Source organism: Pseudoduganella albidiflava (assembly GCF_004322755.1).
GTDB classification, from domain to species: domain Bacteria; phylum Pseudomonadota; class Gammaproteobacteria; order Burkholderiales; family Burkholderiaceae_D; genus Rugamonas; species Rugamonas albidiflava.
In genome coordinates this window covers 1,341,580-1,366,704 of sequence record NZ_CP036401.1, presented here as the reverse complement: position 1 = coordinate 1,366,704, position 25,125 = coordinate 1,341,580, and the positions used below count along the sequence as shown (strand labels likewise).

Sequence of the window (25,125 nt, the reverse complement as noted above, 5' to 3'; positions counted from 1 at the left end):
TGTCGTCGGGTTTACGGCAAAAGGGCAAGTCCACGGAACTTGCCCTTGAAGCAGTCATACTGCCGGCTTACCCCAGAGGCAGATGCCGGGGTCGGACCCGGCGGGTCCGACCCCAGGGTTACGCCGTTGGGGTTAACAACGCAGCCGGGTCATTGCACTCACATCAGTCGACGTTGCGCCCCTTCTTCTTCAGCGCCGCCCGCACGCCCGCGCCATACGCCGCGTCGGCCTTGTCGAAATGGCCCAGCTGCCGCTGGATGATCTCGTCGGACACCTGCGACAGCGGTCCGGCCAGGTTGTCGAACAGGGCTTGCTGCTCGGCCGCGTCCAGCACGCGGAACAGGTTGCCGGCCTGCGTGAAGTCGTCGTCCGTGCCGCGCGGGTCGTACAGGCCGGCCGCACCGTCCAGCGCCAGCGCCGGTTCGCCATTGCCCAGGCCCCGCACGCCCGAACCGCCCGCCTGGATCGTGTGGTAGTTCTGCTCGGCGCCGCCGTTGGCGAAGGCCATCGCGCCGTCACGCTGCTGGTTGTGCACCGGGCAGCGCGGCGCATTCACGGGCAGGTACTGGTGGTTGGTGCCCACGCGGTACAGCTGGGCGTCGTGATAGGCGAACAGGCGTGCCTGCAGCATCTTGTCCGGCGAGTAGCCCATGCCCGGCACCACGTTCGACGGCGACAGCGCGGCCTGCTCCACTTCGGCGTGGTAGTTGACCGGGTTGCGGTTCAGTTCCAGCACGCCCACTTGCTGCAGCGGGAAGTCGCCATGCGGCCATACTTTCGTCAGGTCGAACGGATTCCAGCCGGTGCGCTGTTCCCATGCCGCCAGCTCGGCTTCGGTGGCCACCTGGATCGACACGGTCCAGCGCGGGAAGTCGCCGCGGGCGATCGCGTTGAACAGGTCGCGCTGCGCGTAGTCCGGGTCTTCGCCGGCCAGGCGCGTGGCATCGGCGGCGCTCAGGTTCTTGATGCCCTGCTGCGTCAGGAAGTGCCACTTCACGTAGACACGCTCGCCGGCATCGTTGATCAGGCTGTACGTGTGGCTGCCGAAGCCATGCATGTGGCGGTAGCCGTCCGGCGTGCCGCGGCTGGAGAACAGCGTGGTCACCTGGTGCAGGCTTTCCGGCGCCTTGCTCCAGAAGTCGAACATCATCGTGGCCGACTTCAGGTTGGTTTGCGGATCGCGCTTCTGCGTGTGGATGAAGTCCGGGAACTTGATGCCGTCCTTCAGGAAGAACACGGGCGTGTTGTTGCCCACCAGGTCCCAGTTGCCTTCCTCGGTGTAGAAGCGCACCGCGAAACCGCGCGGATCGCGCTCGGTATCGGCACTGCCCTTTTCACCGCCCACGGTGGAAAAGCGCAGGAACGTTTCGGTTTCCTTGCCGATCGCCGAGAACAGCTTCGCTTTCGAGAACTGCGAGATGTCGTGCGTGACAGTGAATTTGCCGTAGGCGCCGGAACCCTTGGCGTGCACCACGCGCTCCGGAATGCGCTCACGGTTGAAGTGCTGCAGCTTCTCGATCAGGTGGAAGTCCTGCAGCAGCAACGGACCACGGGCGCCGGCGCTGGCCGAATTCTGGTTGTCGGCAACGGGAATGCCGGATGCGGTGGTGATTGGCGGCTGGCTCATGCTTGGCTCCTCAGTGGTGTGAACGTGAGGAAATTTTACGTCCACACCAGACATTGGCAAAGCTAATTGATTAAATCGACACAATAGCTATTACCAATGGCAGAGCTGCCGCCTATCCCATTTACAGGCCGGCTGTTGTCAAATGCGCAGCGACCACGGCTTCATGGCCGATCCACGCGCCGACCAGCTCGGCGCGTGTGTGTTCGCGCAAGTAATCCACCCATGCCGCGGCCCCGCCGGCCATTCCATCGCCCAGTGCCGAATTGGCATACAGCGCATCCACGAATGCCCTGTCGTCCAGCGCGCCGTAGCTGGCCTGGAACTCGGCCGAGTCCACGAACCCGGCTGCCATCTGGCTGGCCGTTCCGCCGTGCGCGGACCACCAGGCGATGCCGGGCAGGTCGGCGGCCCGGTCCAGCACGGCCTGGTACAGCAGTCCCGCCGTCACGGCATGCGGATCCTGCGCGAACGACAGATCCAGCCCGCCATCCGCGAACTCTCCCCACTCGATGCCGGAGATGGTGTCGGCGCCGTGCGCCGTGGACGTCAGCACCGCCTTGCCGCCCCCGGTGACGAGCATGCCGTAATCGGCGAGCGCGCCAGCGAACACCGCGGTATCGCTGCCGTCGCCACCAGCCAGCCAGTCATTGCCCGCGCCCGCCTCGAGCCGGTCGTCACCGCTGCCGCCGATCCACCCTTGTTCGGCTGCCACGTCGGCGGTACCGAGGACGATGCTCCCTGCATGCTGCCCGCGGTGCTCCGCGCTACCCGTGAAGCCCAGCAGCACCTCGGCGCGCGAAGCGGCCGCGCCATGCGTGCCCGCCATGGCCCCGGTCCAGAACGCCATGCCTTCCGCATCGGCGGCCCGCCCCAGTACCTGGCGGTACAGCGCTTCGACATAGTCGGTGTCACCGGCGACGTTCAGCACCGAACCAGCCCATTCTTCCGATACGGTGAACGACTGCGCCACCTGGATCGCGCTGCCCGCGTGGACAGCATGGAAATTCAGGCCCTCGAGATCCGCGGCGCGGCCGAACGCGCCCTGGTACAGCAGCGCAATGTCGAGCAGCCGCTCGGCTGGCGTGGCAAGGAACGCCAGCGCGCCGGCATCGGCGTCCAGCTCCGCCGCTGCCAGTGTTTCGCTGGCCGTGGCCGCGAACATCCGCGTCTGGTGTATCGCCGTGACGGTGCCGTTCGCCGCAAGCGTGAAGGTCCAGGCGCCCCGGTCGCTGCGGCCGCCCTGCAGCACGTCGTCGCCGCTGCCACCGGCAACACTGTCGTTGCCGGTCCCGCCCGCCGCCGCGTCGTTACCATCGCCGCCGGACAGCAGGTCGTTGCCGCCCGCGCTGCCCAGCACGTCGTCGCCGCCACCGCCCAGCAACTGGTCGTCCTCCTCGCCGAGGAAGATGTCCTGGCCGGCACTGTCGCCGATGACGATGTTCTGGCCCGCGCCGCCGCGCAGCGTGGCGGCGCCGACGACGGCGGCGAAGTGCACGTCGTCGAGCTGCAGCGTGACACTGTCCGGCAGCTGGCGGGCATCGATGACGATTCCCCGCGCGGCGGCGTCGGCCGGCGTGCCCGGCACGGTCGAGCCGCCGATCAGGATCGTCCGCGCCGTGCCGTCGTCCAGCGCCGTCGGCGTCACCGTGGCGGTCTGCAGCAGCACATCGCCGAGCAGTCCTTCGAGGAACGCCGTGCCTTCCGCGGTCATCTCCTCGCGCACGCCGCTCCCGGCGGCAGTCTTTTGCTCGATGCGGTGAATCAGGTCGCGCAGCGCATCGTCCCCGGTCAGCAGGCTGGCGGCGCCGCTCACGTCCAGGCCCGCGCCGACCGGCAGGCTGACCGTCAGCGCCGAGCCGCTGCCGCCGCGCGACGCGGTGAGCGGTATGTCGGCCAGCGCGGCGTTCGGCGTGCCCGGATCCTCATTGCGTGTCGCCGTCACGGTCGGTACGGTAACGACGTTGTTGACCAGGCCCGTCGCCGGGTCTTCCTGCTGCGTGACGGTGACGGGGACTCCGTCCACTGCGCCGGGCGGAGGAGGAGGAGGTGGCACTTCGCCGCCGGGTTCGGAGCCCGTCCGCACCGCATAGGCGTTCGACTCGGCGGTGCCGGTACCGGCAATGCCATCGGGGCCGTGCACCAGCGCCAGGTTCAATGTCACCACGTTCGCATTCGCCCAGGCATCGCCGTCGGGCGTCAGCGTGGCGGTCCAGGTCAATCCGCCATCCGCCGTGGCCAGTGCCGCCAGCGAACCGTTCGGCACGGTGAAATCGGCCACGTCCAGGTCCTGAACCGCGCGGGTGAACGTGACGGTCATCGTGGTCGTCTCGCCCGCCGTCAACGCGGTATCGGCAATGGCGAGCGTGGCCCGCAGCGTCGTGCCGACGTGGAACATGTGCGCGGCCGGGTTGGCAGCGACGGCGTTCCCGGCGAGATCGCGCACGCTGTTGGCGGCGATGCCGATCGTATAGTCGCCCAGTTCATTGGTGTCCCAGCTGCCGCCGGGTGCATCGACCGTGTACGTGACCGTGCCGCCGGCCACGCTGTAACCGGACACGGCGAGCGCTCCGGCCGCTCCCGTGACGGCGACATTGCCGGTCCCGAAGGTCGCCGGATCCAGGCCCGCACCGCCCGCATCGGCATAGGCGACGGTAAACGTGAAGCTGGCACCGCTCGCATCCAGGTCGGCGCGCACGGGCGGCGCCGCCACCGGCGCGGCCGTATCGACGACGTACGCCTGCGTCCAAGGCGCCGCGTGGTTGCCCGCCGTGTCGCTGACGCGCACCTGCAGCACCCCCATGGCCGCCAGCGTGGCGCCCTGCAGGGTCCAGCCGGTTCCGCTGGCGGACGCCACCGCCCAGGTCGCGCCGTCGTCGAGCGACACCTCGACGAACTCGCCATCGGCCAGCGCGCCGTCGAGCGTTCCCGACAAGTCCTGCCCGGCCGTTTGCGTGATGAAATCGGTGCTGCTGGCGCCCGTGTCGGCGGACAGCGCCACGGTGGCCACCGTGCGTGCCGGCGCGGCGGTATCGAGTACGTAGGCATGGCTGGCGGCCGCACCGTCCTGACCGACGCCGTCGGTCACCTTCACCACCACGGTCCCGGCGCCGGCCAGCGACACGCCATCCCATGCCACGGCCGTGCCGCTGACCTTGGCCGTGATATTCGTCCATGACTGGCCATTGTCCAGTGAACCCCATGCCGTATCGCTGGCCGCCAATGCCTTGTCCAGTGTGGCGTGGATCGTCTGCGCCGCCACGCTGGTGATGAAATCGGTATCGCTGATACCCGTGTCGCTGCCCAGCCGCAGCACGCTTGCCGCGGGCGGGGTACGGTATCCCACGGTGATCGTGCCCGCGGCGGGATCGGCCGCCACCGTGTTGCCGGCCATGTCGCGCACCGACGCGCCATTGACGGCAACCGTGTACGCGCCCGCGTCGCCCGCATCCCAGCTGCCGCCCGGGGCCTGCGCCGTGTACGTGACGGCATTGCCGTCGACGCTGAACGCGGTCACGGTCACCGGATTGCCGTGGGGCCCCGCCACGGCCACGTTACCGGTGCCAAGGGTTGCCGTGTCCAGCCCCGCACCGCCGGTGTCGGCATACGTGACGGTAAACTCGAACGTGCCGCCCGTCGGCCCGGCCAGGTCGGTGGTGGCCGGCATGGCGGCGGTCGGCGCCAGGGTATCGACCAGGTAGGCGCGCACCGCCGGGCTGCCGTGGTTGCCGGCGACGTCCGCCACGCGCACCTGCAGCGTGCCGCTGGCCGGCAGCGTAATGCCATGCAGCGACCAGGTGCTGCCGCTCGTGGTGGCGGGTGCCCAGCTGGCGCCGTTGTCCAGGGAGACTTCGACGAACTCGCCCTGCCCCGCCGCGCCGTTCAATACCCCGCCGATATTCTGCAGCGCCGTGGCGGTGACGAAATCCGTCCCGCTGGCCCCCGTGTCCGCCGAAAGCGCGACATCGTCGAACCCTTGCGCCGGCGCGGCCGTGTCCAGCGTATAGGCATGGCTGGCGGCGGTGCCGGGCTGGCCGTTACTGTCGGTAGCCCGGACGACCAGCGTATTGCTGCCTGCCAGCGTCACGCCGCTCCACTGCACGCCGGTACCGCTGACGGTGTGCGTGATATCGGCCCAGGTCTGGCCGTTGTCCAGTGATCCCCAGAGCCTGTCGCCGGCCGCCAGCCCAATGCCGAGCGTGGCGGTGACGGTCTGGCTGGCGATGTGCGTGATGAAGTCGCTGTTGCTGGTGCCCGTATCGGCCGACAGTGCCAGCTGGCTGACCGCCGGCGCGGTGCTGAAGACAACGTCGACAGTCTCCGCCGACGCGTTCGCGGCAACGGCGTTGCCCGCCACATCGGCGACACCGCCATGGATGGCGACCGTGTAGGCGCCGGCATCTTCCGGGCCCCAGCCTCCGCCGGGCGCCGCCACCGTGTAGGTCACCTGGTTGCCGTTCACGGCGAACCCCGTGACCGCCAGCGCGCCGCCCTGCGGACCGGTGACGCCAATGTTGCCGGTGCCGATCGTCGCGGTATCGATGCCCGCGCCGCCCGTGTCGGCATACGTGACCGTGACGGTCCAAGCACTGCCGGTGGGCGCCACGAGGCTGCTGCTGGCCGGCGTTGTCGCCGTCGGCGCCGCGCTGTCGACCAGGTAGGCATGGGTGTACGCCGTGCCGGGATTGCCCGCCGCGTCGGTTACGCGCACCTGCAGGATGCCGCTGGCGGCCAGGATTTGCGCGGGAAGGGACCAGGTGCTGGTGCCGGCGGCGTGGCTGGCCATCGTCCAGCTGGCGCCGTTGTTCAGCGATACCTCGACGACGTCGCCGGCGGCCGTGTTGCCCGACAGAGTGCCGGACAGCGTCTGCGCCGCCGTATTCGTGACGAAGTCGCCGCCGGCGCCGCTGTCGGCCGACAGCGCGGCCAGCGCCACCGTCTGCGCCGGTGGCGTCACGTCGAGCGCATAGGCCTGCGACGTGGTGGTGCCGGCGTTGCCATGCTCGTCGAGCACCTGCAGCCGGATCCCGCCGCTGGCCACCAGCGTGGCGCCGGTCCACGCCAGCGTGGTGCCGCTGACCATGCCCGTCAGCGTCGTCCACGTGGCGCCATTGTCGAGTGAGCCGCGCACGGTGTCGGTGGCCGCCAGTGCCGAGGTGAGCGTGGCCGTAATCGTCTGCGCCGCCGTGTTCGTGACCGCGTCGCCCGGCACGCCGGTGTCGGCGGACAGCGTCACGCCACTGAACGTCATGGCGGGCGGCGTGCGATCCACCGTGATCGCCAGCGCACTGCCGGCGCCGCTGCTCAAGCCGCCCGTGGCCGACGTCACCACGGCGCGCACGTTGTAGCTGCCGGTCCCGAGGCCGCTCGTATCGACGCCCGCCACCGTCCACGCACCGTTGCTGACGGTGGCGGTACCAGTGGCTTCGCCCGCGTTATAGGCGCCATTGTCGTTGACGTCGATGAACACGCGCACCGTGCTGGCGATATCGCCCGGCGCGCTGGTACCGGAGAACGTCATCGAGTTCGCCGCGGTCACGTTGTCGCTGGCACTGGCGCCGGTATCGCTGGCGGACGCCAGGTCCGGCGCGCCGGGCGGCAGCGGCGCCACGCTGACGGTGATGGTGCGGCTCGACGTCGCGATACCGTCCGAGACCTGGACGGTAAAGCTGTCGGTGCCCGCGTAGCCGGCCGCAGGGGTGTAGCCAAGCGTACCGCCGGGGGTGATGTCGGTACTGCCCGACGCGGCGGTGGCACCGCTGATCGACAGGGTGCCGTGGGCCGGGCCGGCGCTCTGTGACCATGTCAGCGTCTGGCCACTGTCCGTGTCGCTGGCGTGCAGCAGCCCGGCCAGGTTGACAGCGCCGCCATTCTGCACGGCCGACATCGTGGTGCCCGCGCCCACGAAGGCCGGCGCCACGTTCGGCGAGGTAATATTGCTGAGGACGATGTCATCGATGGCGGGAATGAACTGATGTGCCGGGTCGACCATGGTGATGTCGACCCACGCGATTCCGGCAAGGATCGGAGAATTGGAGAAAAACGACACCGACCATTCGCTGTCCAGCGGTCCGCTGTCGACCACGCCCTTGGCTGTCGTGAACCGGAATTGCCCGCCCGAATTCGCGACGATATCCACCAGGTTCAGCGACGTGAGATCGAACAGCTTGTTACCGTCCAGCGATAGCCTGAGTTTGGTTGCGATATCGTTGAATTCCTTGAACAGCGCCTGGCCGTGCAGGCGCTGCAGATCGCCGCCCAGGAAATCGTTCTCGCTCATCACCACCCAGCCACCGGAATCCCCGACCAGCCGCAATGTGTGGCCGTCGACGGTCTGGGTTGCAGTCGTTATCCCGGGCCCGGCATTGGGATCGGTATCGGCAATGACGTTGGCAGTGAAGTCGAAGGTGCTGGGCATGTTCAATCCTGTCGAAATACCGCGACACGCGGCGGGTGCGGGGCGGCCGTCCTGGTACGGTCGCGAGAGTGAATCGCATCATGCCACAGGGTAACCCGGTCGGGAGCAGTGCACGATTGGCGGGCAAGCGGTGTGGCAAATGCCCACAGTCACTTGAAAACCGCCAGTCGCGAACTGCCGCTTACCAGCCGGTATCCGATGATTGCCCCGCCCCGCGTCAGGCCGCGCGCATATGCCTGGCCGTCCGGTACCGCTCGTGCCACGACAGCGCCTCCTCCAGCACATGCGGGGTGTGTCCGCCCCGCAGCAGCGCGCGCTCGTAATAGTCGCGCAGCTGGTCGCGGTAATCCGGATGGGCGCAGCGCTCGATGATCAGTGGCGCGCGTTCGCGGGGCGCCAGCCCGCGCAGGTCGGCGAGGCCCCACTCCGTCACCAGCACGTCCACGTCGTGTTCCGTATGGTCCACGTGCGCCACCATCGGCACCACGCTGGAAATGGCGCCATCCTTCGCCTCGGACTTGCTGACGAAGATCGCCAGCTCGCCGTTGCGGGCGAAATCGCCGGAACCGCCGATGCCGTTCATCATGCTGGTGCCGCCCACGTGGGTGGAGTTCACATTGCCGTAGATGTCGAATTCCAGCGCCGTGTTCAGGCCGATGATGCCGAGCCGCCGCACGATTTCCGGATGGTTGCTGATTTCCTGCGGGCGCAGCACGATGCGGTCGCGGTAGCGCTCCAGGTTGGCCAGGAAGCGCTCGTGCATCGGTGCCGACAGCGTGATCGACGAGGCCGACGCGAGCGCCAGCTGGCCCGATTCGAGCAGCGCGATGGCGCTGTCCTGCAGCACTTCGGAATACATCGCCAGGTTGCGGAACGACGATTGCGCCAGGCCATGCAGCACCGCATTGGCGATGGTGCCGATGCCCGCCTGGAGCGGCAGCAGTTCCGGGCCCATGCGGCCGGCCGCAACCTCGCCCTCCAGGAAGGCGATCACGTGGCGTGCAATCGCATCGGTGCCTTCATCCGGCGGCAGCACGGACGACGGGCTGTCCACGTGGTCCGTGACGACGATCGCGGCGATGCGCTCCGGGTCCAGCATGATGGCGCCGCTACCGATGCGCTGGCCCGGATGCGTCAGCGGAATCGGCTCGCGCGCGGGGCGCGGGCGCGGCACGTAGATATCGTGCAGGCCCTCCAGCGCCGCGGGCGCCGCCAGGTTCAGCTCGACGATCACGTGCCTGGCGGCCTGCACGAAGCTGGCACTGTTCCCCACCGCCATGGTCGGCACGATCGCGCCATCCTCGCGGATCGCGCAGGCTTCGATGACGGCGATGTCGATGCGCGGCAGCGCGCCGCTGCGCAGCTGTTCGGCGGTCTCCGACAGGTGCTGGTCGATGAACATGACTTCGCCCGTGTTGATCTTGCGGCGCATCGACGCATCGGCCTGGAACGGCAGGCGGCGGCGGATCACGCCGGCGTTGGCCATCATGCCGTCGCTGTCGTTGCCCAGCGAGGCGCCGGTGATCAGCGTGAGGCCCAGCGGCTGCTCGCGGGCCCGTTCGACGAGCGCGCGTGGCAGCGCCTTCGCATCGCCGGCTTTCGTGAAGCCGCTCATGCCTACCGTCATGCCCGGCTCGAACAGGCGCGCGGCCTGTTCCGCGCTCTGGATGCGGGCCAGCAGCCCTGGATGCCGGATGCGTTCCGCCACATTATGTTCCACCATGGTGTCCTCCACTATTCTTGGTTCGGTCAGTGGAGTATAGGAGTGCCATTCATGGATAATATGACTTATATTCACCGATTCCATTCGAAAAATTCATGCCGCCCGCGGCGCCCCGCCACCCATGGACATCCGATCGCTGCGCTACTTCGTTGAAACCGCCCGCCTGTCCAGCTTTACCCAGGCGGCCGAGCTGCTGCACGTGACGCAGTCGACCATCAGCAAGATGGTGCACCAGCTGGAGGAAGAACTGGGCACCCCGCTGTTCGTCCGCGATGGCCGCCGCCTCGGCCTGACCGATACCGGCCGCGTGGTGTTCCAGCGTGGCGAGGAAATGCTGGCGACGATGCGCACGCTGGCCGCCGAGGTGCGCGACGTGCAGGCCGTGCGCCGGGGCACCCTCACGGTCGGCATTCCGCCGATGATCAACGTGCTGTTCACGCCAGTGCTGAAGGCGTTCCGCGAACGCCATCCGGACATCGCGCTCGTGCTGCGCGAAGAGACCGGCCAGAACGTCGAGCGGCTGGTGGCGGGCGGCGAGCTGGAACTCGGCATGACCGTGCTGCCTGCCGATCCGGGCCTGGCGGTGGAGACGCTGCCGGTGGCCAGCTACCCGATGTGGGCGCTGGCGGCCGGCGGCACCTTCCAGCGCCAGCGGCGCACGCTGAAGCTGTCCGCCCTGAAGGACTTGCCGCTGGTGCTGCTGACCGACGACTTCGCGCTGACCCGCGCGCTGCGCCGCGCCTTCGCGCAAGCCGGGTTCGAGCCGGTGGTCGCGGCGCAAAGCGGCCAGTGGGACTGGCTGGTGGAAATGGCATCGGCCGGCATCGGCGTGGCGCTGCTGCCGGAACCGTTCATCGAGCGGCTGGCCGACGCATCGCTGCAGGCCGTGCGCATCGTCGAACCGGAACTGCCGTGGCAGGTTGCGCACGTGCGCAGCGGCAGATATCTGTCGCACGCGGCGCGGGCGTGGCTGGAGGTTTCCGCAGAAGTGCTGGGCTAGCGCCGCATTTTCAACTCCTGCGCGGGCGTGGCTGGAGGTTTCCGCAGAAGTGCTGGGCTGGCGCCGGCCATCGGCCGGCGCTAGCCCGGCATTGCCTCTGTGTAGTGCCTTACTTGCGCGCGAATTTGCGCCGTGCAGCCAGCAACAGCAGGCCGGCGCCGAACATCGCATAGGTCTGCGGCTCGGGAACCGGCGGCAGCGGCGGATTGCCGAAAATGGAAGTGCTCGAATTCATGGACAGATACACCGTGGTCGCCACATCGCTGTCATTGGCGAAACCAAGGTTGAAGTGCCCGGAGCGCTGGCCGCCAGCTTCCCCTTGCAGTACCGTCAAGGACGCTTGCTCGTCGACGAACTTGCCATCGGCGAACAGCTGGGCCCATATCGAAGCACCGCCGCTTTGCGTGCCGAGCTCGTCGCCCTGGCGCTCGACGGAGATTGCATAGTCCCCCGTCAGCCACAGCTCGCTATGGGCATCCAGCATCACGCGGAAGTACTGGTTGCCAGTGCTGTAGAGATGACCGCCTTCCGTTGGCCCGGGGAAGGAAGCGAACGTTTCCAGGCTGCCCAGCGTGCCATCGGTACGGACCCAGGTCGAGGCCTGCCCCACGGTCAGCGATGCGCTGCCCGCCTGGCCCAGCCCGACGGCAGTTCCGTCCTGGTGCGGCATCTGGCCATCCGTGGCAAGGGAAGTGAGGGAAGTGTAGGACGTGGGCAAGATGGCGTAATTCGCCTGCACGCCATCATCCGGCGTCAGGTCGCGGACATCGAGCTGGACGTTGCTGAAAGCAGTGCTCGATTGAAGGACCGAGGCGGCTTGCGCGGGCACGGCGGCGGCCAGCGCCACGGCCGCGCATGCGGCGTATTGCAGAAGGAATCGCATTCATATCTCCATGTGCGTTGAGGGAAGAGCTCGCGAATCATCCGGAAGATGAGCGACGAAGTCGCAGCGATTCTAGCCAAGGCGCATGGAAAGTGTAGAGAAAAATGCAACTTTCATTTGCGAATGAACAAATTACAACAAGGGCCTTCATTCATTGCCCGGGAACTTCCCTGATCCTGATGCGCTGATGGTCTTCTTCCCATTCCAGCGTCATGTTGCCAACCATGGCGCCGGACTGGCGACCTACGGCATCCGCCCGGTCCGCAACGCATGCGCCCAGTCGGGCCGGCCATTGCCCTCGGCCAGCAGCGCCGCGAATTCGCTGTCGTACGGCACGGCGATGTGCTCGACCATCCAGCCGGCCGCGGTGCGCTCGATGAGTGCGTAGCGCGCGTGCGGTGTCAGGTTTTCGGATTGGTGCGGGAATGGCTGGTCATGGTCGTAGGCCTGCAGGCCCACGCTGCCGGGGTTGACGACCAGGCGTCCGTCGTCGAGCCGCACGCCGCGCGGCACGTGCGTGTGGCCGCACAGGATCAGCGAGGCGCGCGCATCGCCGGCCCGCTCCAGCACTTCGTCGTGCGTGGCGGGCCGCTGGCCCGATTCGGTGACGGTCTCTGTCCAGTACACCAGGTCGGACGACGGCGTGCCATGCACCAGCAGCACATCGTCCGTCAGCCTGAGCGTGGCCGGCAGCGAATGGATCCAGGCACGCTGCACTTCGGTGATCTGCTCGTGGGCATAGCGGTCCGACGCGCCCATCTTTTCCGGTACATGCATCAGCACCTGGCGTTCGTGGTTGCCGGCGATGGTCGGCATGTCCAGCGCCATCAGGCGCTCGGCCGTCTCGCGCGGTTGCAGCGGGCCGGACAGGATGTCGCCCAGGTTCACCGTCACGGTCGCGCCGCGCCGTTCGATATCGGCCAGTACCGCCTCCAGCGCGCCGAGATTGCCGTGGATATCCGAGATTGCCGCGATCTTCATGTGTTCTCCCCGTTTCTTTTCCGCGTTGAATCCAGCAGTATAAGCGGGCGGCGCAAGGCGGCGCGCGATGCTACATTGGCCACTTCACAGGCAACCGGCTGAGGAAAAGGCGATGGAATTCGACTACCAGGGATACACGATCCGCACCGAAGAGTACGAAGATACGGCCGCCGTGCACGATCACCAATGGCACTGCACGATCATCATCAAGGGCCACGTGGATACGTGGAGCGACCGCTTCACCGCCGAGCAGCGCTTTGCCAGCCGGGCCGATGCCGAGGCGGGCGCGGCCCGCATCGCCCGCGAATACCTCGACAAGAAGCTGGCCGGTTCCGGGCAGGGTAACCCTCAGGTATAGGCCAGCAGGCGGCCGCAGGCGATCACGCCGATCCACAGCAGCAGCGACAGCAGCGCATGCGCCCGCGCGCCGAGCGGCGCTGGCGTGCCCACGTTCCACGCGCCCACGCCACGGTACACGCCGGCGTGGAATGCCAGCGCGTTCACCCCGGCCAGCGCAATCAGCGCCAGCTTCACGCCGAAGGTAGGGTTGCCGAGGAACTCGGCCGGCCCGCTGGCGAACAGCAGCAGCCCGGCCGGCACGATCAGCAGCAGGCTGCCCGCCGCCCATGGCAGCAGGTGCGCGCCCAGCGCATCCACCGGCAGGCGGCGTGCACAGCCGAGCACGCGCAAGTCGAACATGGCCACCGCGCCCACCAGGATCGCGAAGCCGACGATGTGCACCGTCTCGACGGCCGGATACAGCCACACGCCATCGCGCATCGCCACCGCCAAGGGCGTGGCGGCCAGCCACTCCGCCGCTTGCGCCAGCGCGCCGGCCATCAGCGCAGCTCGACCGTCTTTTCCTTGCTGTCGACAGCCAGCGTGATGCGTTCGGCGCGCAGCTCGCCATCCTTGCTGCGGTGCGGGTAGCCATAGACGGTGGCTTGCGCGCCGCTGGCCAGCGACTGCTTCGGCAAGCCGCGGCTTTCCATCCGCGATGGCGGCGCCAGCACCACATGCCAGGTCTTGTCTGCGGCCTTCAGCGCCACGTAGCCATGCGGCTGGGAATAGCCGCTCTCGGCGATGGTGCCGGTCAGCGTGAGGGGCTTGTCGGCGTTGTATTCGCTCCAGCCGTGGTGGGCGAACGCGGACGCGGCAGCGCCCATGGCCAGCGCCAGCACGTGGGCAACGACGAGGGATCGCTTCATGGTCTCTCCTGCGGTGTCGGTACCCCGGCACTTTAGCTGAACGGGTCGAAAGTGCAAGCGCCGGGCCGTGCCGTGCGCACCTGGCCGGTCCCGGATTCCAGTGAGCCCGCCGATTATTCATTTCCGTAATTCTTATTGCCTGGCCATCGGCCTGCCGCTAAGCTGCCGCTTCCATCGATATTGAAAAGACCATGGCGACCACCGACTTCCACCACCCCTCCGCTGCCCGCCCGCTGACCGGCCAGGACTACAAGACGCTGTCGCTGGCGGCCCTCGGCGGCGCGCTGGAGTTCTACGATTTCATCATCTTCGTGTTCTTCGCCACCACCATCGGCGCGCTGTTCTTCCCGCCCTCGATGCCGGACTGGCTGCGCCTGTTCCAGACCTTCGGCATCTTCGCCGCGGGCTACGTGGTGCGCCCGCTGGGCGGCATGGTGATGGCCCACTTCGGCGACCTGCTGGGCCGCAAGAAGATGTTCAACCTGTCGATCGTGCTGATGGCCGTGCCCACGCTGATGATCGGCCTGCTGCCAACCTATGCCAGCGTGGGCCTGGCCGCCCCGCTGCTGCTGTTGCTGTTCCGTGTGCTGCAGGGCGCGGCGGTGGGTGGCGAAGTCCCTGGCGCCTGGGTGTTCGTGTCCGAGCATGTGCCGGCGCGGCGCATCGGCTACGCGTGCGGCACGCTGACCGCCGGCCTCACGTTCGGCATCCTGCTCGGCTCCCTGATGGCACGCGGCATCCACCACTTCTTCACGCCGGGCGAAGTGGAAGCCTTCGCGTGGCGCATCCCGTTCCTGCTGGGTGGCATCTTCGGCCTGGGTGCGATGGTTCTGCGCCGCTGGCTGCATGAAACGCCGGTCTTCACCGAACTGCAGCAGCGCAAGGCGCTGGCCGCCGAACTGCCGCTGAAGGCGGTGCTGCGCGGGCACCGGCGCGCTGTCGTGCTGTCGATGCTGCTGACGTGGGTGCTGTCGGCCGGCATCGTCGTGGTGATCCTGATGACGCCCGCGCTGCTGCAGAAAATCCACGGCTTCGACGCGCCCACCGCACTGCAGGCCAACACCGCTGCCACGCTGTGCCTGGCGTTCGGCTGCATCGCCGCCGGCCTGCTGGCCGACCGGTTCGGCGCGCGGCCCGTGCTGCTGGGCGGTGCCCTGCTGTTCGGCGCCTGCACGTGGCTGTTCTACACCACGCTGACGGCCCGCCCCGACCTGCTGCTGCCCCTGTATGCCGTGCTGGGCTTCTCGGTCGGCGTGGTCGGCGTGGTGCCCGGCGTGATGGTGCGGGCATTCCCCCCGGCGGTGCGGTTTTCCGGCATCTCGTTTTCCTATAACCTGTCCTACGCCGTCTTTGGCGGGCTCACGCCCGTCATGGTGACGCTGCTGCTGAAGAACCATCCGCTGGCGCCGGCCTACTACGTGATGGGGCTGTGCGCACTGGGCGCCGTGATCGCGCTGGTCATGAAAGAGGACCGGCAAGCAGCGTGAAGTCTTCGGCTCGCGTTCCCGGGCGTGGCCGGGCGGCGCGAGGCGATCCGCCGGCGGTGTCCGACAATACCCGTCCATGGCGGAGGCGTGCCTCCTACAACGGTTGAGCTGTGCGGCCTACCCGCGCCGGCCAGCCCGTGGCCTATGATTTCCTCAACGATGACGCCGTGATGTCCACGGTATCCAACGAGGAGATCAACATGCCGAATACCATCAAGACCACGCCAGCCGCCAGCAAGAAAAACACCCTGCTGGCCAGCGCCGCCCCCAATGCGATCGAACTGCTGAAAGCCGATCACGACAAGGTCAAGGCCATGTTCGAGCAGTACGAAGGCTTGAGCGACCGCGCCGTCGCATCGAAGAAAAAACTCGTGCGCGAGATCTGCCTGGAGCTGACCAAGCACACGCTGGCGGAAGAAGAGATATTCTACTCGGCCGTCCGCAAGGCCCTCGGCGACGAGGACATGGTGGACGAAGCCACCGTCGAACACGCGTGCGCGAAAGACCTGATCGAACAGCTGCTGTCGATGGAGCCGGGTGACGACCTCTACGACGCCAAGGTGAAAGTGCTGTCCGAGCAGATCGAGCACCACGTCGAGGAAGAGGAAAAGGAAATGTTCCCGAAAGCGAAAAAGGCCAAGCTCGACATGGCTGAACTGGGCGAGGCGATCCGGGCACGCAAGGACGAGATCGGCCTGCCGCTGCCGCACTGACCGGCTGGGCGGCTGATGCGCTGACGGCCTGACTGGCTGATGGGCTGACCGGCGGAATCGCTGGTCGGCCCTGCCGCGCATTCATTGCCCGCCGGCGGCGGCTGCCAGCGCGTAGAATGCAGCCCTTTAAGGGATGACAACGAGGATGGCAACGTGAAGAAAACCGATCTGGCGAAATTCGACGCCAAGAAACTGATGGGCAAGGTTGCGGCACCAGGCGCCGCATTCGGCAATGCCGTACCACCCGCCGTCGACAAACGCGAACAGCGCAAGCGCGACCAGGCACTGGGGCTGGTGCCGTTCGCCGTGAAGCTCAACAGCGAATTGGTGAAGCAGTTGCAGGCGCTGGCCGCCGAGACGGGTCAGGATTTGAATGTGACCGTGGCGGAAGTGCTGGCCAGGGGCCTGGCCGCCGATCCGGGCGCCAGCAAGACCTGATGACGGGCGATCCGCTCACCCCGGATCGTTCAACGCTTCATCCAGGAACTCCACGAGCGCCGCCACGCGCCGTGACGGCAGCCCGCCGGGCTGCACCGCATACAGGTCGATCCGGTCCGCGGCGAAGTCGTCGAGCGCCGTTTCCAGCCTTCCCGCCACCAGGTCGTGGCGCACATCCCACGCGTTCTTGAACGCGACACCCAGCCCGGCCAGGGCCCATTCCCGTATCACGTCGCCATTGCTGGCTTGCCGGTCGCCGGCCACCTTGACGCTGAACTGCCGCGCGCCGTCCTGGAATGCCCAGGCCGCGAGCGGTGCGCCGGGCCGCGCCAGGACCAGGCAATTGTGGCCCGCCAGTTGTTCCGGACGGGCAGGCCTGCCCGCCTTCGTCCAATAGCCGGGTGCCGCACAGACCAGCCGCTTGCCGCGCAACAGCCGCCGCGCGCGCAGGCTGGAATCGGGCAGCGGCCCGGAACGCAGTGCGAGATCGATCCGCTCGTCGACCACGTCGATGGTGCTGTCGCTCAGCAGCAGCGTGATGTGGATGCCGGGGTGGCGCTGCTGGAAGCCATCCAGCAGGGGGCGCAGCTGGATACGGCCGAAATCGTTCGTCGCCGCCACGCGGATCGGCCCCGCCAGCGGGCCATCCTGGCGCAATCCGCTCAGCGCCCCATCCCACTCCGCCACGATACGGCGGGCATCGGCCAGCAACATCTCGCCCTCCCTGGTGAGCACCAGGCGCCGCGTCGAACGGACCATCAGCCGGGCAGCCGTCTCCTGTTCGAGCTGGCGGACCGCCAGCGTCACGGTGGATGTCGCGATCGTGCGCTGCCGCGCCACGGCCGAAAAGCTGCCGGCCTCCACGACGTCGACGAACAGGCGCAGTGCATCGATACGGTCCATCTTTCGAATTCCTCGAAAAGTCATTTGGAAACAGCCCCCATTATCGCGCCATCGGTGCATCGATATAGTGGTCGCAGCTTTTCCGTTCTGTTGATTCAGTTTCTGTTCATTCAACTCAGTTCATTCAATCAGTTCATTCAATCCAGGAGGATTCGACATGCATATCGATTTCGCAGGGCGCACCGTGCTGGTGACCGGTTCCACCGCCGGCATCGGCTTCGCCACCGCCAGGGCCTTCGTTGCGGCGGGCGCGCACGTGATCGTCAATGGCCGCAGCCAGAAGAGCGTCGACGGCGCGCTGGAACGGCTGGGTGGGCCGCAAGGAACGGTTTCGGGCTTCGCGGGCGACCTCGCCACGGCGGCGGGCTGCGCGCAATTGATCGCGGCGTATCCGGACGTCGACGTCCTCGTCAACAACGTCGGCATCTTCGGCCTGCAGGACTTTTTCGACTTGCCCGACAGCGAATGGGAGCGCTTCTTCCAGACCAACGTGATGTCCGGCGTGCGCCTGGCGAAGGCTTACGCGCCGGGCATGAGCACACGCGGCTGGGGGCGCATCGTGTTCATCTCCTCCGAATCGGCGCTGAACATCCCGGCGGACATGATCCACTACGGCTTCACCAAGACGGCCCAGCTGGCCGTGTCGCGCGGCCTGGCCAAGCGGCTGGCCGGCACCGGCGTCACCGTCAATGCCGTGCTGCCCGGCCCTACTCTCTCGGACGGCGTGGCGGACATGCTGCAGGCCGACGTGCAGCGCACCGGCGACAGCCTGGAAAAGGTGGCGGCCGACTTCGTGGCGCAGCACCGCGGCTCGTCGATCCTGCGCCGGGCCGCCACGGTCGTTGAAGTGGCCAACATGATCGTCTACGTCAGCTCGGAGCAGGCATCCGCCACCACGGGCGCCGCGCTGCGGGTCGACGGCGGCGTCGTCGACTACCTCGTCTGATCTCTCCCATTTACTCCACCAAGGACCACCATGACCCACCCTACCCTCCAGGCGATCGCGGAGCGCCGCACCACCAACCTGTTCGATCCGGCGCGCGATATCGCCGTTACGCAGATCGGCGAACTGGTGCACTTCGCCACCCGGGCGCCGACCTCGTTCAACCTGCAGAACTGGCGATTCATCGCCGTCCACGAACCCGCCTCCAAGGCGCGGCTGCGCAAGGTCGCCTGGGACCAGGGCAAGATCACCGATGCCGCCGTGACGTTCATCGTGTGCGGCCAGCTGGCCGACGAGCGCGTGCTGGCAGGCCGCCTGAAGCCAGTCGTCGATGCCGGCATCATGCCCGCCGCGATGGTGCCCGGCTGGGAAGGCGCCGCGCGGAGCCTCTACAACGACCAGCCGCAACGCCAGCGCGACGAGGCGATCCGCTCCGCGACGCTCGGTGCCGCGACGCTGATCCATGCGGCCCAGGCAATGGGGCTTGGTTCGGCGCCGATGATCGGCTTCGATGCGGATGCCGTCGCCCGCGAGTTCGGGCTGGCGGCCGGCGAGATCCCCGTGGTGCTGGTCGCGGTGGGGTATGCGCTGCCGGAGAACTGGCCGCAGAAGCCACGGCGGCCGCTGGAGGAGGTGCTGGAGCTGGCGTGATCGGCAGGATGGCCCCCACGGTAGCGCCGCACGGACTACAATCGTTTGTCGCTACCGAACATGACCAGCAGTCGATGACGTCGATCCCCTTCTACGAACAACACGCGGCCCGGCTGGCCGGCCAGTACGAATCCCTGGATTTCAACGAGGTGCATGCCGGCTTGCTGGACCTGCTTCCGCCGCCCGGCGGGATGGTGCTCGATGTCGGCGCCGGCTCCGGCCGCGATGCCGCCTGGTTCGCGGCAAACGGCTACGAAGTCGTTGCCGTCGATCCGTCCGAGGCGATGCTTGCCCAGGCGCGCCGGCTTCACCCGTCCGACCGGATCCGCTGGCTGTCCGACAGCCTGCCGGACCTCGCCAAAGTTCCCCGTCTCGGCCTGAGGTTCGATCTCATCCTGCTGTCGGCTGTCTGGATGCACATCCACCCGGCGGACCGCCAGCGCTCTCTGCGCAAGCTGGCAACGCTGCTGGCCCCCAACGGCCGCATCGCCGTCAGCCTTCGCCTCGGCACCCCGGACGCCGAACGGGCAATGCATGAGGTGTCACTGCAGGAGCTGTCCTTGCTCGCCCGGCAATTCGGGCTGCGTATCGTACGCACCAGCGATAGCCCCGACAAACTGGGACGCGCCGATGTCTCGTGGACCAGCGTCGTGCTGGGACTACCCGACGATGGCCTTGGCGCCTTGCCCCTGCTGCGGCATCTGATCCTGGTCGACGAGAAGTCGTCCACCTACAAGATCGCGCTGCTGCGCGTCATCGCCCGCATTGCCGACACGGCGGCGGGCCTGGCGCGCCACGAAACCGAATCGGTGGTCGTACCGCTGGGACTCGTCTCCCTGTTCTGGCTGCGCATGTACAAGCCGCTGATCGAACACCAGTTGCCGCAGATGCCGGCGTCACGCCTGGGAACCGGGCCTGGTTTCGTCACCGATAACTTCCATGCGCTCAGGCAGATCGCTCCCGTCGAACTGGCCGTCGGTTCCATGTTCACGGGCGATACCGCGAGGCACCTGCAGCGCAGCCTGTCGGAGATCTCGCAGGTGATACGGGACATGCCGGGCAGGTACCTGCGCTGGCCATCCAGCGACAAGCCGATCTTCGAGATCGTCCGGCGCCGGCAGGCCTCCACGCCGCCGCAACAGCGCATCGACGACGCTTTCCTGTGGAGCTTCGGCGACTTCCGTGTGCCGCTCGACATCTGGCAGGCGCTGACGCATTACAACGTGTGGATCGAGCCGGTGCTGATATCGGAATGGGTCAGGCTGATCGAAGCCTATTCCGCTGGCCAGGTGCCGGACGTGCGCATGCTCGCGCACCGGCTGCTCACATGGGCCGACCCTATTCGCGATACCGGCCTCGCCAGGGCGGCGGTCGACCGTATCCGCGCGGATGGCAAGCCGGTGTATTGCGTGTGGACCGGCGCCAGGCTGCGCGACGAGTACGATATCGACCATTGCTTCCCATTCGCGGCCTGGCCTTGCGGGGATGCGTGGAACCTGATGCCGTCCGCACGCCACATCAATATCCAGAAGTCCAACCGGCTGGTGACACAGGCAGCACTGGAGCGCGCCAGCGACTGGATCACCGAGTGGTGGGCGTCTGCGTTCATCGACCGGGGCGAGGAGCCGCGCCAGCGATTCTTCATCGAAGCGGCGCAGACGCTGCCGCTGCTGGTTGCTTCACCCGGGACGGCGGATGTCATCGACGCGATGAAGATTCATCGGATCAAGCTGAGCAAGGATCAGGGCTTGCGCCCTTGGGAGCCGGGGCTGCGTGACAGGAGATTTGGCGAGACGGCATCGTCCATTGACGCGCATGGTTCGGCTGATGTTTGACAGCGGAATCCAGGGAATCCTCCCTGATGGACGCCTTGCATGGAAGGCACCTGGTCGTGCATAAGTGACGAGCCGCACTTGGCGCTTGTCTCGTAGGTATATCCAAGCTGGTGAAGCGATGGGTTCAGGCTAGCCTATGTATTGCTTCCTTGAGCGACTCGGCAGAATAGCGCTCTTGCCCATCCAGTTCACCGGCATCGTTGAACACAACGCGGCCCCATGCCTTGCAAAACGCGTACGCCCCCCCGCAAAGAGCCAGCTCCCCCGATTTTTCACATCAGCAAGAAGCGAGCACTCCTCATCGCCGGTCACGTCCGCAGCGCCACGACTGATCGATACCCAGCATCGATCATGCTCCTCTTGACCCTCGATCAAGATGAAGCCGTCGGCTAACGCATTGGAGAACGTATCCTTGTTATCCAGCCAAATCCCAGGTGCCGGCAGTGCAAACGCCGCAAAGGCGACGGCCCCAACAAAATCGGCCGCATAAACATTGCCAGTATGGGTCGCAGTCCGGCCTGCGTTATTTGCCCCAATAGCCTTATGAGGTTCGGTTAGGAAATCAGTCGAATTTCAGAGTGCTGTCTATTGAACTCCGCCTGTTCACTTTCCTCAACGAGGGTATGTGCGCTCTCAGGGATTCTTGTTCGAGAAATGTTGATCCCATGTTTGCAAACTTCACACCAGATTAATTTCCACCCAAAATTGCTATCACGAAAACCAAAGTATTGGTACGCAAGCCCAAGCGAGCCACATGCCGGGCATGCACACTCACGAAAAGTTTCATCATCAGCAGGCAAAGCTTTTAACCAATCCATATATGTAGAATTATTGATTTTCATTTGAAACCATCCAGTCGGCCAGATCTATTGTTCAGGCCTACCCCGCCTTCTTCGGCTGCTTGTGTGACGTAGCGCATTTTCATCGGCGCCTTCAGTTCAGAAAACTCGCCGACATTACCTGTTCTTCGAAGAAGATCGACAGTCTGACTATTTGCTCCAATGGCATCAACTTTCGCACCTGTCCGTGCGGGCGATGCACTGCGTCCGCTATCAGGCAGCAACGACTCCATCGCCATGGGAACCGAATTATTCGACCGCGCCTGCAACTGCGGATGTGCAAGCAGCCGCCCTTCGCTCGCGCTTACCCACCGTGCAAACTTCTCCCCCAGCGCCCGGCTCTGCCGGCGCTTGGATATATGAAAACGACATCTTTAACAATGGGATAGATATTCTGTTAGACATATCCATCCTTCAGGAGCCTAATGGTTCGTTCATTCAACACTCATTCTCGCTACGACTTTCCATATCGCGGATCAGAGCGGAGCGCTGTTAGTAACTCATCCCAAGAATTTCTGCGGGCCGAAAATGGCTGTTCCTTTATTTCATTTTCGTAGGCTATTGATGCTGCACGAACGAATGCATTGAATCTCTCAGCACATTGCTCTACGAGAGAAATGAATGACATTCCTCCATCATCGACAGGGCTATAGATCTCTTCTCGAACGTCTTTTTCCGAGTCGTTAAAATTCGGTCGAATTTTTTCAATGATGTAATCGAAATCTATCGAACTCAACGACACACCATTTTTCTCCGTCACCAAAATTGCACCAGCCATTTTTTCACCTCAAAATAATTATTTTCGACTGCAACTCGGGTGGTTGTTTACTTATAATATCCATTAATAAACTCTGGTTATGAGGCGTCAAGAACCTCATATCTAATGGTACAATATCCGCTTTGTTCAGGTGCAAGCTGAGTTGCTCAGAGAATCTAGCAGTATTTTTCGCGAAAAAATTATTTATCTTTCCTGCTTGAGCCATGCTATCCGGAGTAAGCATGAAGTCGACAGTTTTCCCGGCATTTGGGCCAGACGTAAAGATAAAATCACCTGGAGTACCTGGCAATGCTCTTTCCAAATTCCCTTTCATGTAATTCTGGAGTTCAGCTGCCGCGCCAGCCTCCCCCGGCCGTATCCGCCCAACAGCAGGATCAATCATATTCAGGCGTTTGAACTCGCCAAGATTCACCGCATCTCGAGCCGCAATCATTTGTGGACCGTTGATAACCTCAACAACCTCAACATTGCTGCTTTTCGTATTGGAAGATGCCCCTCGCCCACCGCCTGGCACGGGTTCCCCCATCGCCATGGGAACCGAATTATTCGGCCGCGCCTGCAACTGCGGATGAGCAAGCAGCTTCCTCTCGTTCGCGCTTACCCACCGTGCAAACCGCTCCCCCAGCGCCCGGCTCTGCCGGAGCTTCTGCACCAGCACGGCAATATTCCCTCGGCCCACCGTGAGATAAGCCACCAGTGCCGTCAGGATGGCCGTCACCATAAGGACATGGCCTTGGGCCATGTGCCACGCGCCGGCAGAAACATTGCCAGTCGGCAGAGCGGCACTGTTCCCGATGTCGCGCCGCTTGTCGGGCACGGCGCCCCAGGCTTCACGGAAGCCTCGCTGGTAATGCTCCATTGCGGCTGGGAACATTGAACAGAGCCCTACGGCCAGCTCTTTCAGGCCCAGCAAAGTCAGCACCCAGATACCGACCTGCGAACCAGCCGCGGTACCGGCGATGGCACCCGGCACGGCGCCAACGCCTAACGCAAGACTGCCGACAGCGCCGCCGACGACGGCACCGGCGACCACGGAGCCGCCGTAGTAGAGGGCGATTTCCTTGCAGGCGGCGATCAGGATTTCCCACACATCGGAAAGATCTATACCGGACAGCTGTTCCACCACGAGCCGTTTTGCCATGGGCCCGGATTGCTCGAGGGCTTGTCGCACCCTTTCGACCCGGGCTACACCCGCAAGCACCTGGTTGCCGTAGCTGACGAAGGTGCGTTCGCCGGGCCGCCCCATGGTGTCGTAGACGCGGCCGGCGGCAGCGCCGGCGTTCGTACTCAGCCATTGCTCGGCCCGCTCCAGCTCCCGCCAGAAGTGCACTTGCTCTTTATTATCCAGTAACAAGCCTGACTCCTCGGTCGTCACGCCTGGTGAGTGAGCGGCCGCGGCCGGTCAATGCTGAGGCATGGGATTTATCAGAACGAAAATAATATCATGAGCACAACAGCTGAAGATCGACTGGACTGGTGGGAATGCGCTGTTTCTGCGGCTACGGCACAGGGCGAAAGCTGATGGTGTGAGGTGAGGACAAATCAGGCACGAGGGGACGCGTCGCCACACATGGGAAGTAGCGGAAGACAGCCAGAAACAACAAGGGCCACTCAAAGAGTGGCCCTTATCGTTAATTCTTCTGGTCGGGGCGAGAGGATTCGAACCTCCGACCCCTTGCACCCCATGCAAGTACGCTACCAGGCTGCGCTACGCCCCGACGAGAGCCCGGATTATAGCAGAGGGGTTTGAGTTTTTGCCATGCCAATTTGCATCCAAGAAGTCTTGCCGAACGGCACCGATGCGCCGTGCGCGAAAGGCCGGGACAGCGCTAGAATCCGGCAATGACGACTTCACTCTCTTCCACTCAGCTCGACCGCGCCGCCGGCTTGATCCGCCAGGCGGACGCACTCGTCGTGGCCGCCGGCGCCGGCATGGGCGTCGATTCCGGCTTGCCCGACTTCCGCGGCAACGAAGGCTTCTGGCGCGCCTACCCTGCCCTCGGCGCGGCCGGCATTGCTTTCACGACAGCCGCCTCGCCCGCCACGTTCAAGGAAAATCTCTCACTGGCCTGGGGCTTCTATGGCCACCGTTTGAACCTCTACCGCGACACGGCCCCGCACGAGGGGTTCCAGCTGCTGAAAAGCTGGGCCGGGCGCATGCCGCACGGTTATCAGGTCTTCACCAGCAATGTCGACGGCCAGTTCCAGAAAGCCGGCTTCGACGCGGACAGGATCTACGAATGCCACGGCTCGATCCACCACCTGCAGTGCCTGGAACCGTGCGGCGACGCGATCTGGGAAGCGCGCGATTTCGCGCCCGATGTCAACGAAAGAGCCTGCGAACTGACGAGCGAGGCGCCCCGCTGCCCGCATTGTGGCGGCATGGCGCGCCCGAATATCCTGATGTTCGGCGATTGGGGCTGGATCGAGCAGCGCAGCGAGCGGCAGGCGGCGCGGCTGGCGCGCTGGCTGGAGAAGGTCGAGCGGCCGGTCGTCATCGAATTGGGCGCCGGCACGGCGATTCCCTCGGTGCGGCACTTCAGCCAGGAGGTGATACGACGCGGCGGGCGGCTCGTGCGGATCAATCCGCGCGAGCCGGAGGTGCCGACGCCGCTGGATGTCGGGCTGGCATCCGGCGCGCTCGAGGGCCTGCTGGCCATCGCGGTGCGCCTGTGACCTAACCTGTCAGCGACGAATGAGC

The 25,125-nt window shown here is 65.6% G+C and carries 21 protein-coding genes and 1 tRNA gene; 9 read left to right on the top strand and 13 right to left on the bottom strand.

The genetic code is table 11. The features are described 5' to 3' along the window. Positions 1-163 precede the first annotated feature (163 nt). From EYF70_RS05830 to scpC, 3 genes are all read right to left on the bottom strand, one after another. On the bottom strand, positions 164-1,627 hold the full coding sequence (locus EYF70_RS05830; protein ID WP_131144562.1) for a catalase: 1,464 nt from the start codon (positions 1,625-1,627) through the stop codon (positions 164-166). Positions 1,628-1,748: 121 nt separating this feature from the next. Next, the gene (locus EYF70_RS05825) at positions 1,749-8,042 is read right to left on the bottom strand and encodes a DUF4214 domain-containing protein (RefSeq protein WP_131144561.1); all 6,294 of its coding nucleotides are present in this window, start codon (positions 8,040-8,042) and stop codon (positions 1,749-1,751) included. 217 nt (positions 8,043-8,259) lie between these two features. Further along, positions 8,260-9,765, bottom strand: a complete 1,506-nt coding sequence (gene scpC / locus EYF70_RS05820; RefSeq protein WP_131144560.1) for a succinyl-CoA:acetate CoA-transferase ScpC — start codon at positions 9,763-9,765, stop codon at positions 8,260-8,262. A 121-nt stretch (positions 9,766-9,886) separates the two neighbouring features. Between scpC and EYF70_RS05815 the strand changes: the two genes are divergently transcribed. Then, positions 9,887-10,765, top strand: a complete 879-nt coding sequence (locus tag EYF70_RS05815; RefSeq protein ID WP_131144559.1) for a LysR family transcriptional regulator — start codon at positions 9,887-9,889, stop codon at positions 10,763-10,765. Positions 10,766-10,874: 109 nt separating this feature from the next. Here the strand turns inward: EYF70_RS05815 and EYF70_RS05810 are convergent, their stop codons facing one another. After that, the gene (locus tag EYF70_RS05810; RefSeq protein ID WP_131144558.1) at positions 10,875-11,648 is read right to left on the bottom strand and encodes a PEP-CTERM sorting domain-containing protein; all 774 of its coding nucleotides are present in this window, start codon (positions 11,646-11,648) and stop codon (positions 10,875-10,877) included. Positions 11,649-11,891: 243 nt separating this feature from the next. Further along, positions 11,892-12,629, bottom strand: coding sequence for a metallophosphoesterase family protein (locus EYF70_RS05805; protein ID WP_131144557.1), 738 nt, complete (start codon positions 12,627-12,629; stop codon positions 11,892-11,894). Positions 12,630-12,741: 112 nt separating this feature from the next. Between EYF70_RS05805 and EYF70_RS05800 the strand changes: the two genes are divergently transcribed. After that, the gene (locus EYF70_RS05800; RefSeq protein WP_131144556.1) at positions 12,742-12,987 is read left to right on the top strand and encodes a hypothetical protein; all 246 of its coding nucleotides are present in this window, start codon (positions 12,742-12,744) and stop codon (positions 12,985-12,987) included. On the opposite strand, the gene EYF70_RS05795 is transcribed toward EYF70_RS05800, so the two are convergent. Continuing rightward, on the bottom strand, positions 12,978-13,469 hold the full coding sequence (locus tag EYF70_RS05795) for a hypothetical protein (RefSeq protein ID WP_131144555.1): 492 nt from the start codon (positions 13,467-13,469) through the stop codon (positions 12,978-12,980). The genes EYF70_RS05800 and EYF70_RS05795 overlap by 10 nt on opposite strands. Next, entirely contained in the window at positions 13,469-13,837 is a 369-nt protein-coding gene (locus EYF70_RS05790) for a DUF6152 family protein (protein WP_131144554.1), read from the bottom strand. The genes EYF70_RS05795 and EYF70_RS05790 overlap by 1 nt, the downstream gene beginning before the upstream one ends. A 191-nt stretch (positions 13,838-14,028) precedes the next feature. Here EYF70_RS05790 and EYF70_RS05785 point away from each other — a divergent pair, with 191 nt between their 5' ends. The 3 genes from EYF70_RS05785 (at position 14,029) to EYF70_RS05775 (ending at position 16,475) form a co-directional block, all read left to right on the top strand. Next, positions 14,029-15,324 (top strand): MFS transporter, encoded by a 1,296-nt coding sequence (locus tag EYF70_RS05785; RefSeq protein ID WP_131144553.1) that lies wholly within the window; start codon positions 14,029-14,031, stop codon positions 15,322-15,324. A 200-nt stretch (positions 15,325-15,524) separates the two neighbouring features. Then, positions 15,525-16,037, top strand: a complete 513-nt coding sequence (locus tag EYF70_RS05780; RefSeq protein ID WP_131144552.1) for a hemerythrin domain-containing protein — start codon at positions 15,525-15,527, stop codon at positions 16,035-16,037. Between the two features lie 153 nt (positions 16,038-16,190). Beyond that, positions 16,191-16,475, top strand: a complete 285-nt coding sequence (locus tag EYF70_RS05775) for a hypothetical protein (RefSeq protein ID WP_131144551.1) — start codon at positions 16,191-16,193, stop codon at positions 16,473-16,475. A 15-nt stretch (positions 16,476-16,490) separates the two neighbouring features. On the opposite strand, the gene EYF70_RS05770 is transcribed toward EYF70_RS05775, so the two are convergent. Beyond that, positions 16,491-17,378: a LysR family transcriptional regulator gene (locus tag EYF70_RS05770; protein ID WP_131144550.1), complete on the bottom strand. Its 888-nt coding sequence runs from the start codon at positions 17,376-17,378 to the stop codon at positions 16,491-16,493. A gap of 157 nt (positions 17,379-17,535) precedes the next feature. On the opposite strand from EYF70_RS05770, the gene EYF70_RS05765 reads away from it, so the two are divergent. The 3 genes from EYF70_RS05765 (at position 17,536) to EYF70_RS05755 (ending at position 20,807) form a co-directional block, all read left to right on the top strand. Continuing rightward, entirely contained in the window at positions 17,536-18,324 is a 789-nt protein-coding gene (locus EYF70_RS05765; RefSeq protein ID WP_131144549.1) for an SDR family NAD(P)-dependent oxidoreductase, read from the top strand. 30 nt (positions 18,325-18,354) lie between these two features. After that, on the top strand, positions 18,355-18,972 hold the full coding sequence (locus EYF70_RS05760; RefSeq protein WP_131144548.1) for a nitroreductase family protein: 618 nt from the start codon (positions 18,355-18,357) through the stop codon (positions 18,970-18,972). 74 nt (positions 18,973-19,046) lie between these two features. Continuing rightward, complete coding sequence (locus EYF70_RS05755) at positions 19,047-20,807, top strand: class I SAM-dependent methyltransferase (RefSeq protein WP_165497577.1); 1,761 nt, start codon at positions 19,047-19,049, stop codon at positions 20,805-20,807. A 554-nt stretch (positions 20,808-21,361) separates the two neighbouring features. Here EYF70_RS05755 and EYF70_RS05750 read toward each other — a convergent pair. From EYF70_RS05750 to EYF70_RS05730, 5 genes are all read right to left on the bottom strand, one after another. After that, complete coding sequence (locus tag EYF70_RS05750; RefSeq protein WP_218943756.1) at positions 21,362-21,649, bottom strand: hypothetical protein; 288 nt, start codon at positions 21,647-21,649, stop codon at positions 21,362-21,364. After that, entirely contained in the window at positions 21,646-21,885 is a 240-nt protein-coding gene (locus EYF70_RS05745; RefSeq protein WP_131144546.1) for a hypothetical protein, read from the bottom strand. The genes EYF70_RS05750 and EYF70_RS05745 overlap by 4 nt, the downstream gene beginning before the upstream one ends. 215 nt (positions 21,886-22,100) lie before the next feature. Continuing rightward, entirely contained in the window at positions 22,101-22,424 is a 324-nt protein-coding gene (locus EYF70_RS05740; RefSeq protein ID WP_131144545.1) for a hypothetical protein, read from the bottom strand. Positions 22,425-22,428: 4 nt separating this feature from the next. Next, the gene (locus EYF70_RS05735) at positions 22,429-23,778 is read right to left on the bottom strand and encodes a DUF6861 domain-containing protein (RefSeq protein WP_131144544.1); all 1,350 of its coding nucleotides are present in this window, start codon (positions 23,776-23,778) and stop codon (positions 22,429-22,431) included. A 287-nt stretch (positions 23,779-24,065) separates the two neighbouring features. Further along, positions 24,066-24,142, bottom strand: a tRNA-Pro gene (locus tag EYF70_RS05730). Positions 24,143-24,266: 124 nt separating this feature from the next. On the opposite strand from EYF70_RS05730, the gene EYF70_RS05725 reads away from it, so the two are divergent. Beyond that, positions 24,267-25,100, top strand: a complete 834-nt coding sequence (locus EYF70_RS05725) for an SIR2 family NAD-dependent protein deacylase (RefSeq protein WP_131144543.1) — start codon at positions 24,267-24,269, stop codon at positions 25,098-25,100. Positions 25,101-25,125 lie beyond the last annotated feature (25 nt).

What these genes read in the sequence shown, in the direction of transcription:
- EYF70_RS05830 (WP_131144562.1), bottom strand. Translation starts at nt 1,627, where the DNA reads ATGAGCCAGCCGCCAATCACCACCGCATCCGGCATTCCCGTTGCCGAC.
- EYF70_RS05825 (WP_131144561.1), bottom strand. Translation starts at nt 8,042, where the DNA reads ATGCCCAGCACCTTCGACTTCACTGCCAACGTCATTGCCGATACCGAT.
- scpC (WP_131144560.1), bottom strand. Translation starts at nt 9,765, where the DNA reads ATGGTGGAACATAATGTGGCGGAACGCATCCGGCATCCAGGGCTGCTG.
- EYF70_RS05815 (WP_131144559.1), top strand. Translation starts at nt 9,887, where the DNA reads ATGGACATCCGATCGCTGCGCTACTTCGTTGAAACCGCCCGCCTGTCC.
- EYF70_RS05810 (WP_131144558.1), bottom strand. Translation starts at nt 11,648, where the DNA reads ATGCGATTCCTTCTGCAATACGCCGCATGCGCGGCCGTGGCGCTGGCC.
- EYF70_RS05805 (WP_131144557.1), bottom strand. Translation starts at nt 12,629, where the DNA reads ATGAAGATCGCGGCAATCTCGGATATCCACGGCAATCTCGGCGCGCTG.
- EYF70_RS05800 (WP_131144556.1), top strand. Translation starts at nt 12,742, where the DNA reads ATGGAATTCGACTACCAGGGATACACGATCCGCACCGAAGAGTACGAA.
- EYF70_RS05795 (WP_131144555.1), bottom strand. Translation starts at nt 13,469, where the DNA reads ATGGCCGGCGCGCTGGCGCAAGCGGCGGAGTGGCTGGCCGCCACGCCC.
- EYF70_RS05790 (WP_131144554.1), bottom strand. Translation starts at nt 13,837, where the DNA reads ATGAAGCGATCCCTCGTCGTTGCCCACGTGCTGGCGCTGGCCATGGGC.
- EYF70_RS05785 (WP_131144553.1), top strand. Translation starts at nt 14,029, where the DNA reads ATGGCGACCACCGACTTCCACCACCCCTCCGCTGCCCGCCCGCTGACC.
- EYF70_RS05780 (WP_131144552.1), top strand. Translation starts at nt 15,525, where the DNA reads ATGCCGAATACCATCAAGACCACGCCAGCCGCCAGCAAGAAAAACACC.
- EYF70_RS05770 (WP_131144550.1), bottom strand. Translation starts at nt 17,378, where the DNA reads ATGGACCGTATCGATGCACTGCGCCTGTTCGTCGACGTCGTGGAGGCC.
- EYF70_RS05765 (WP_131144549.1), top strand. Translation starts at nt 17,536, where the DNA reads ATGCATATCGATTTCGCAGGGCGCACCGTGCTGGTGACCGGTTCCACC.
- EYF70_RS05760 (WP_131144548.1), top strand. Translation starts at nt 18,355, where the DNA reads ATGACCCACCCTACCCTCCAGGCGATCGCGGAGCGCCGCACCACCAAC.
- EYF70_RS05755 (WP_165497577.1), top strand. Translation starts at nt 19,047, where the DNA reads ATGACGTCGATCCCCTTCTACGAACAACACGCGGCCCGGCTGGCCGGC.
- EYF70_RS05750 (WP_218943756.1), bottom strand. Translation starts at nt 21,649, where the DNA reads ATGAAAATCAATAATTCTACATATATGGATTGGTTAAAAGCTTTGCCT.
- EYF70_RS05745 (WP_131144546.1), bottom strand. Translation starts at nt 21,885, where the DNA reads ATGGCGATGGAGTCGTTGCTGCCTGATAGCGGACGCAGTGCATCGCCC.
- EYF70_RS05740 (WP_131144545.1), bottom strand. Translation starts at nt 22,424, where the DNA reads ATGGCTGGTGCAATTTTGGTGACGGAGAAAAATGGTGTGTCGTTGAGT.
- EYF70_RS05725 (WP_131144543.1), top strand. Translation starts at nt 24,267, where the DNA reads ATGACGACTTCACTCTCTTCCACTCAGCTCGACCGCGCCGCCGGCTTG.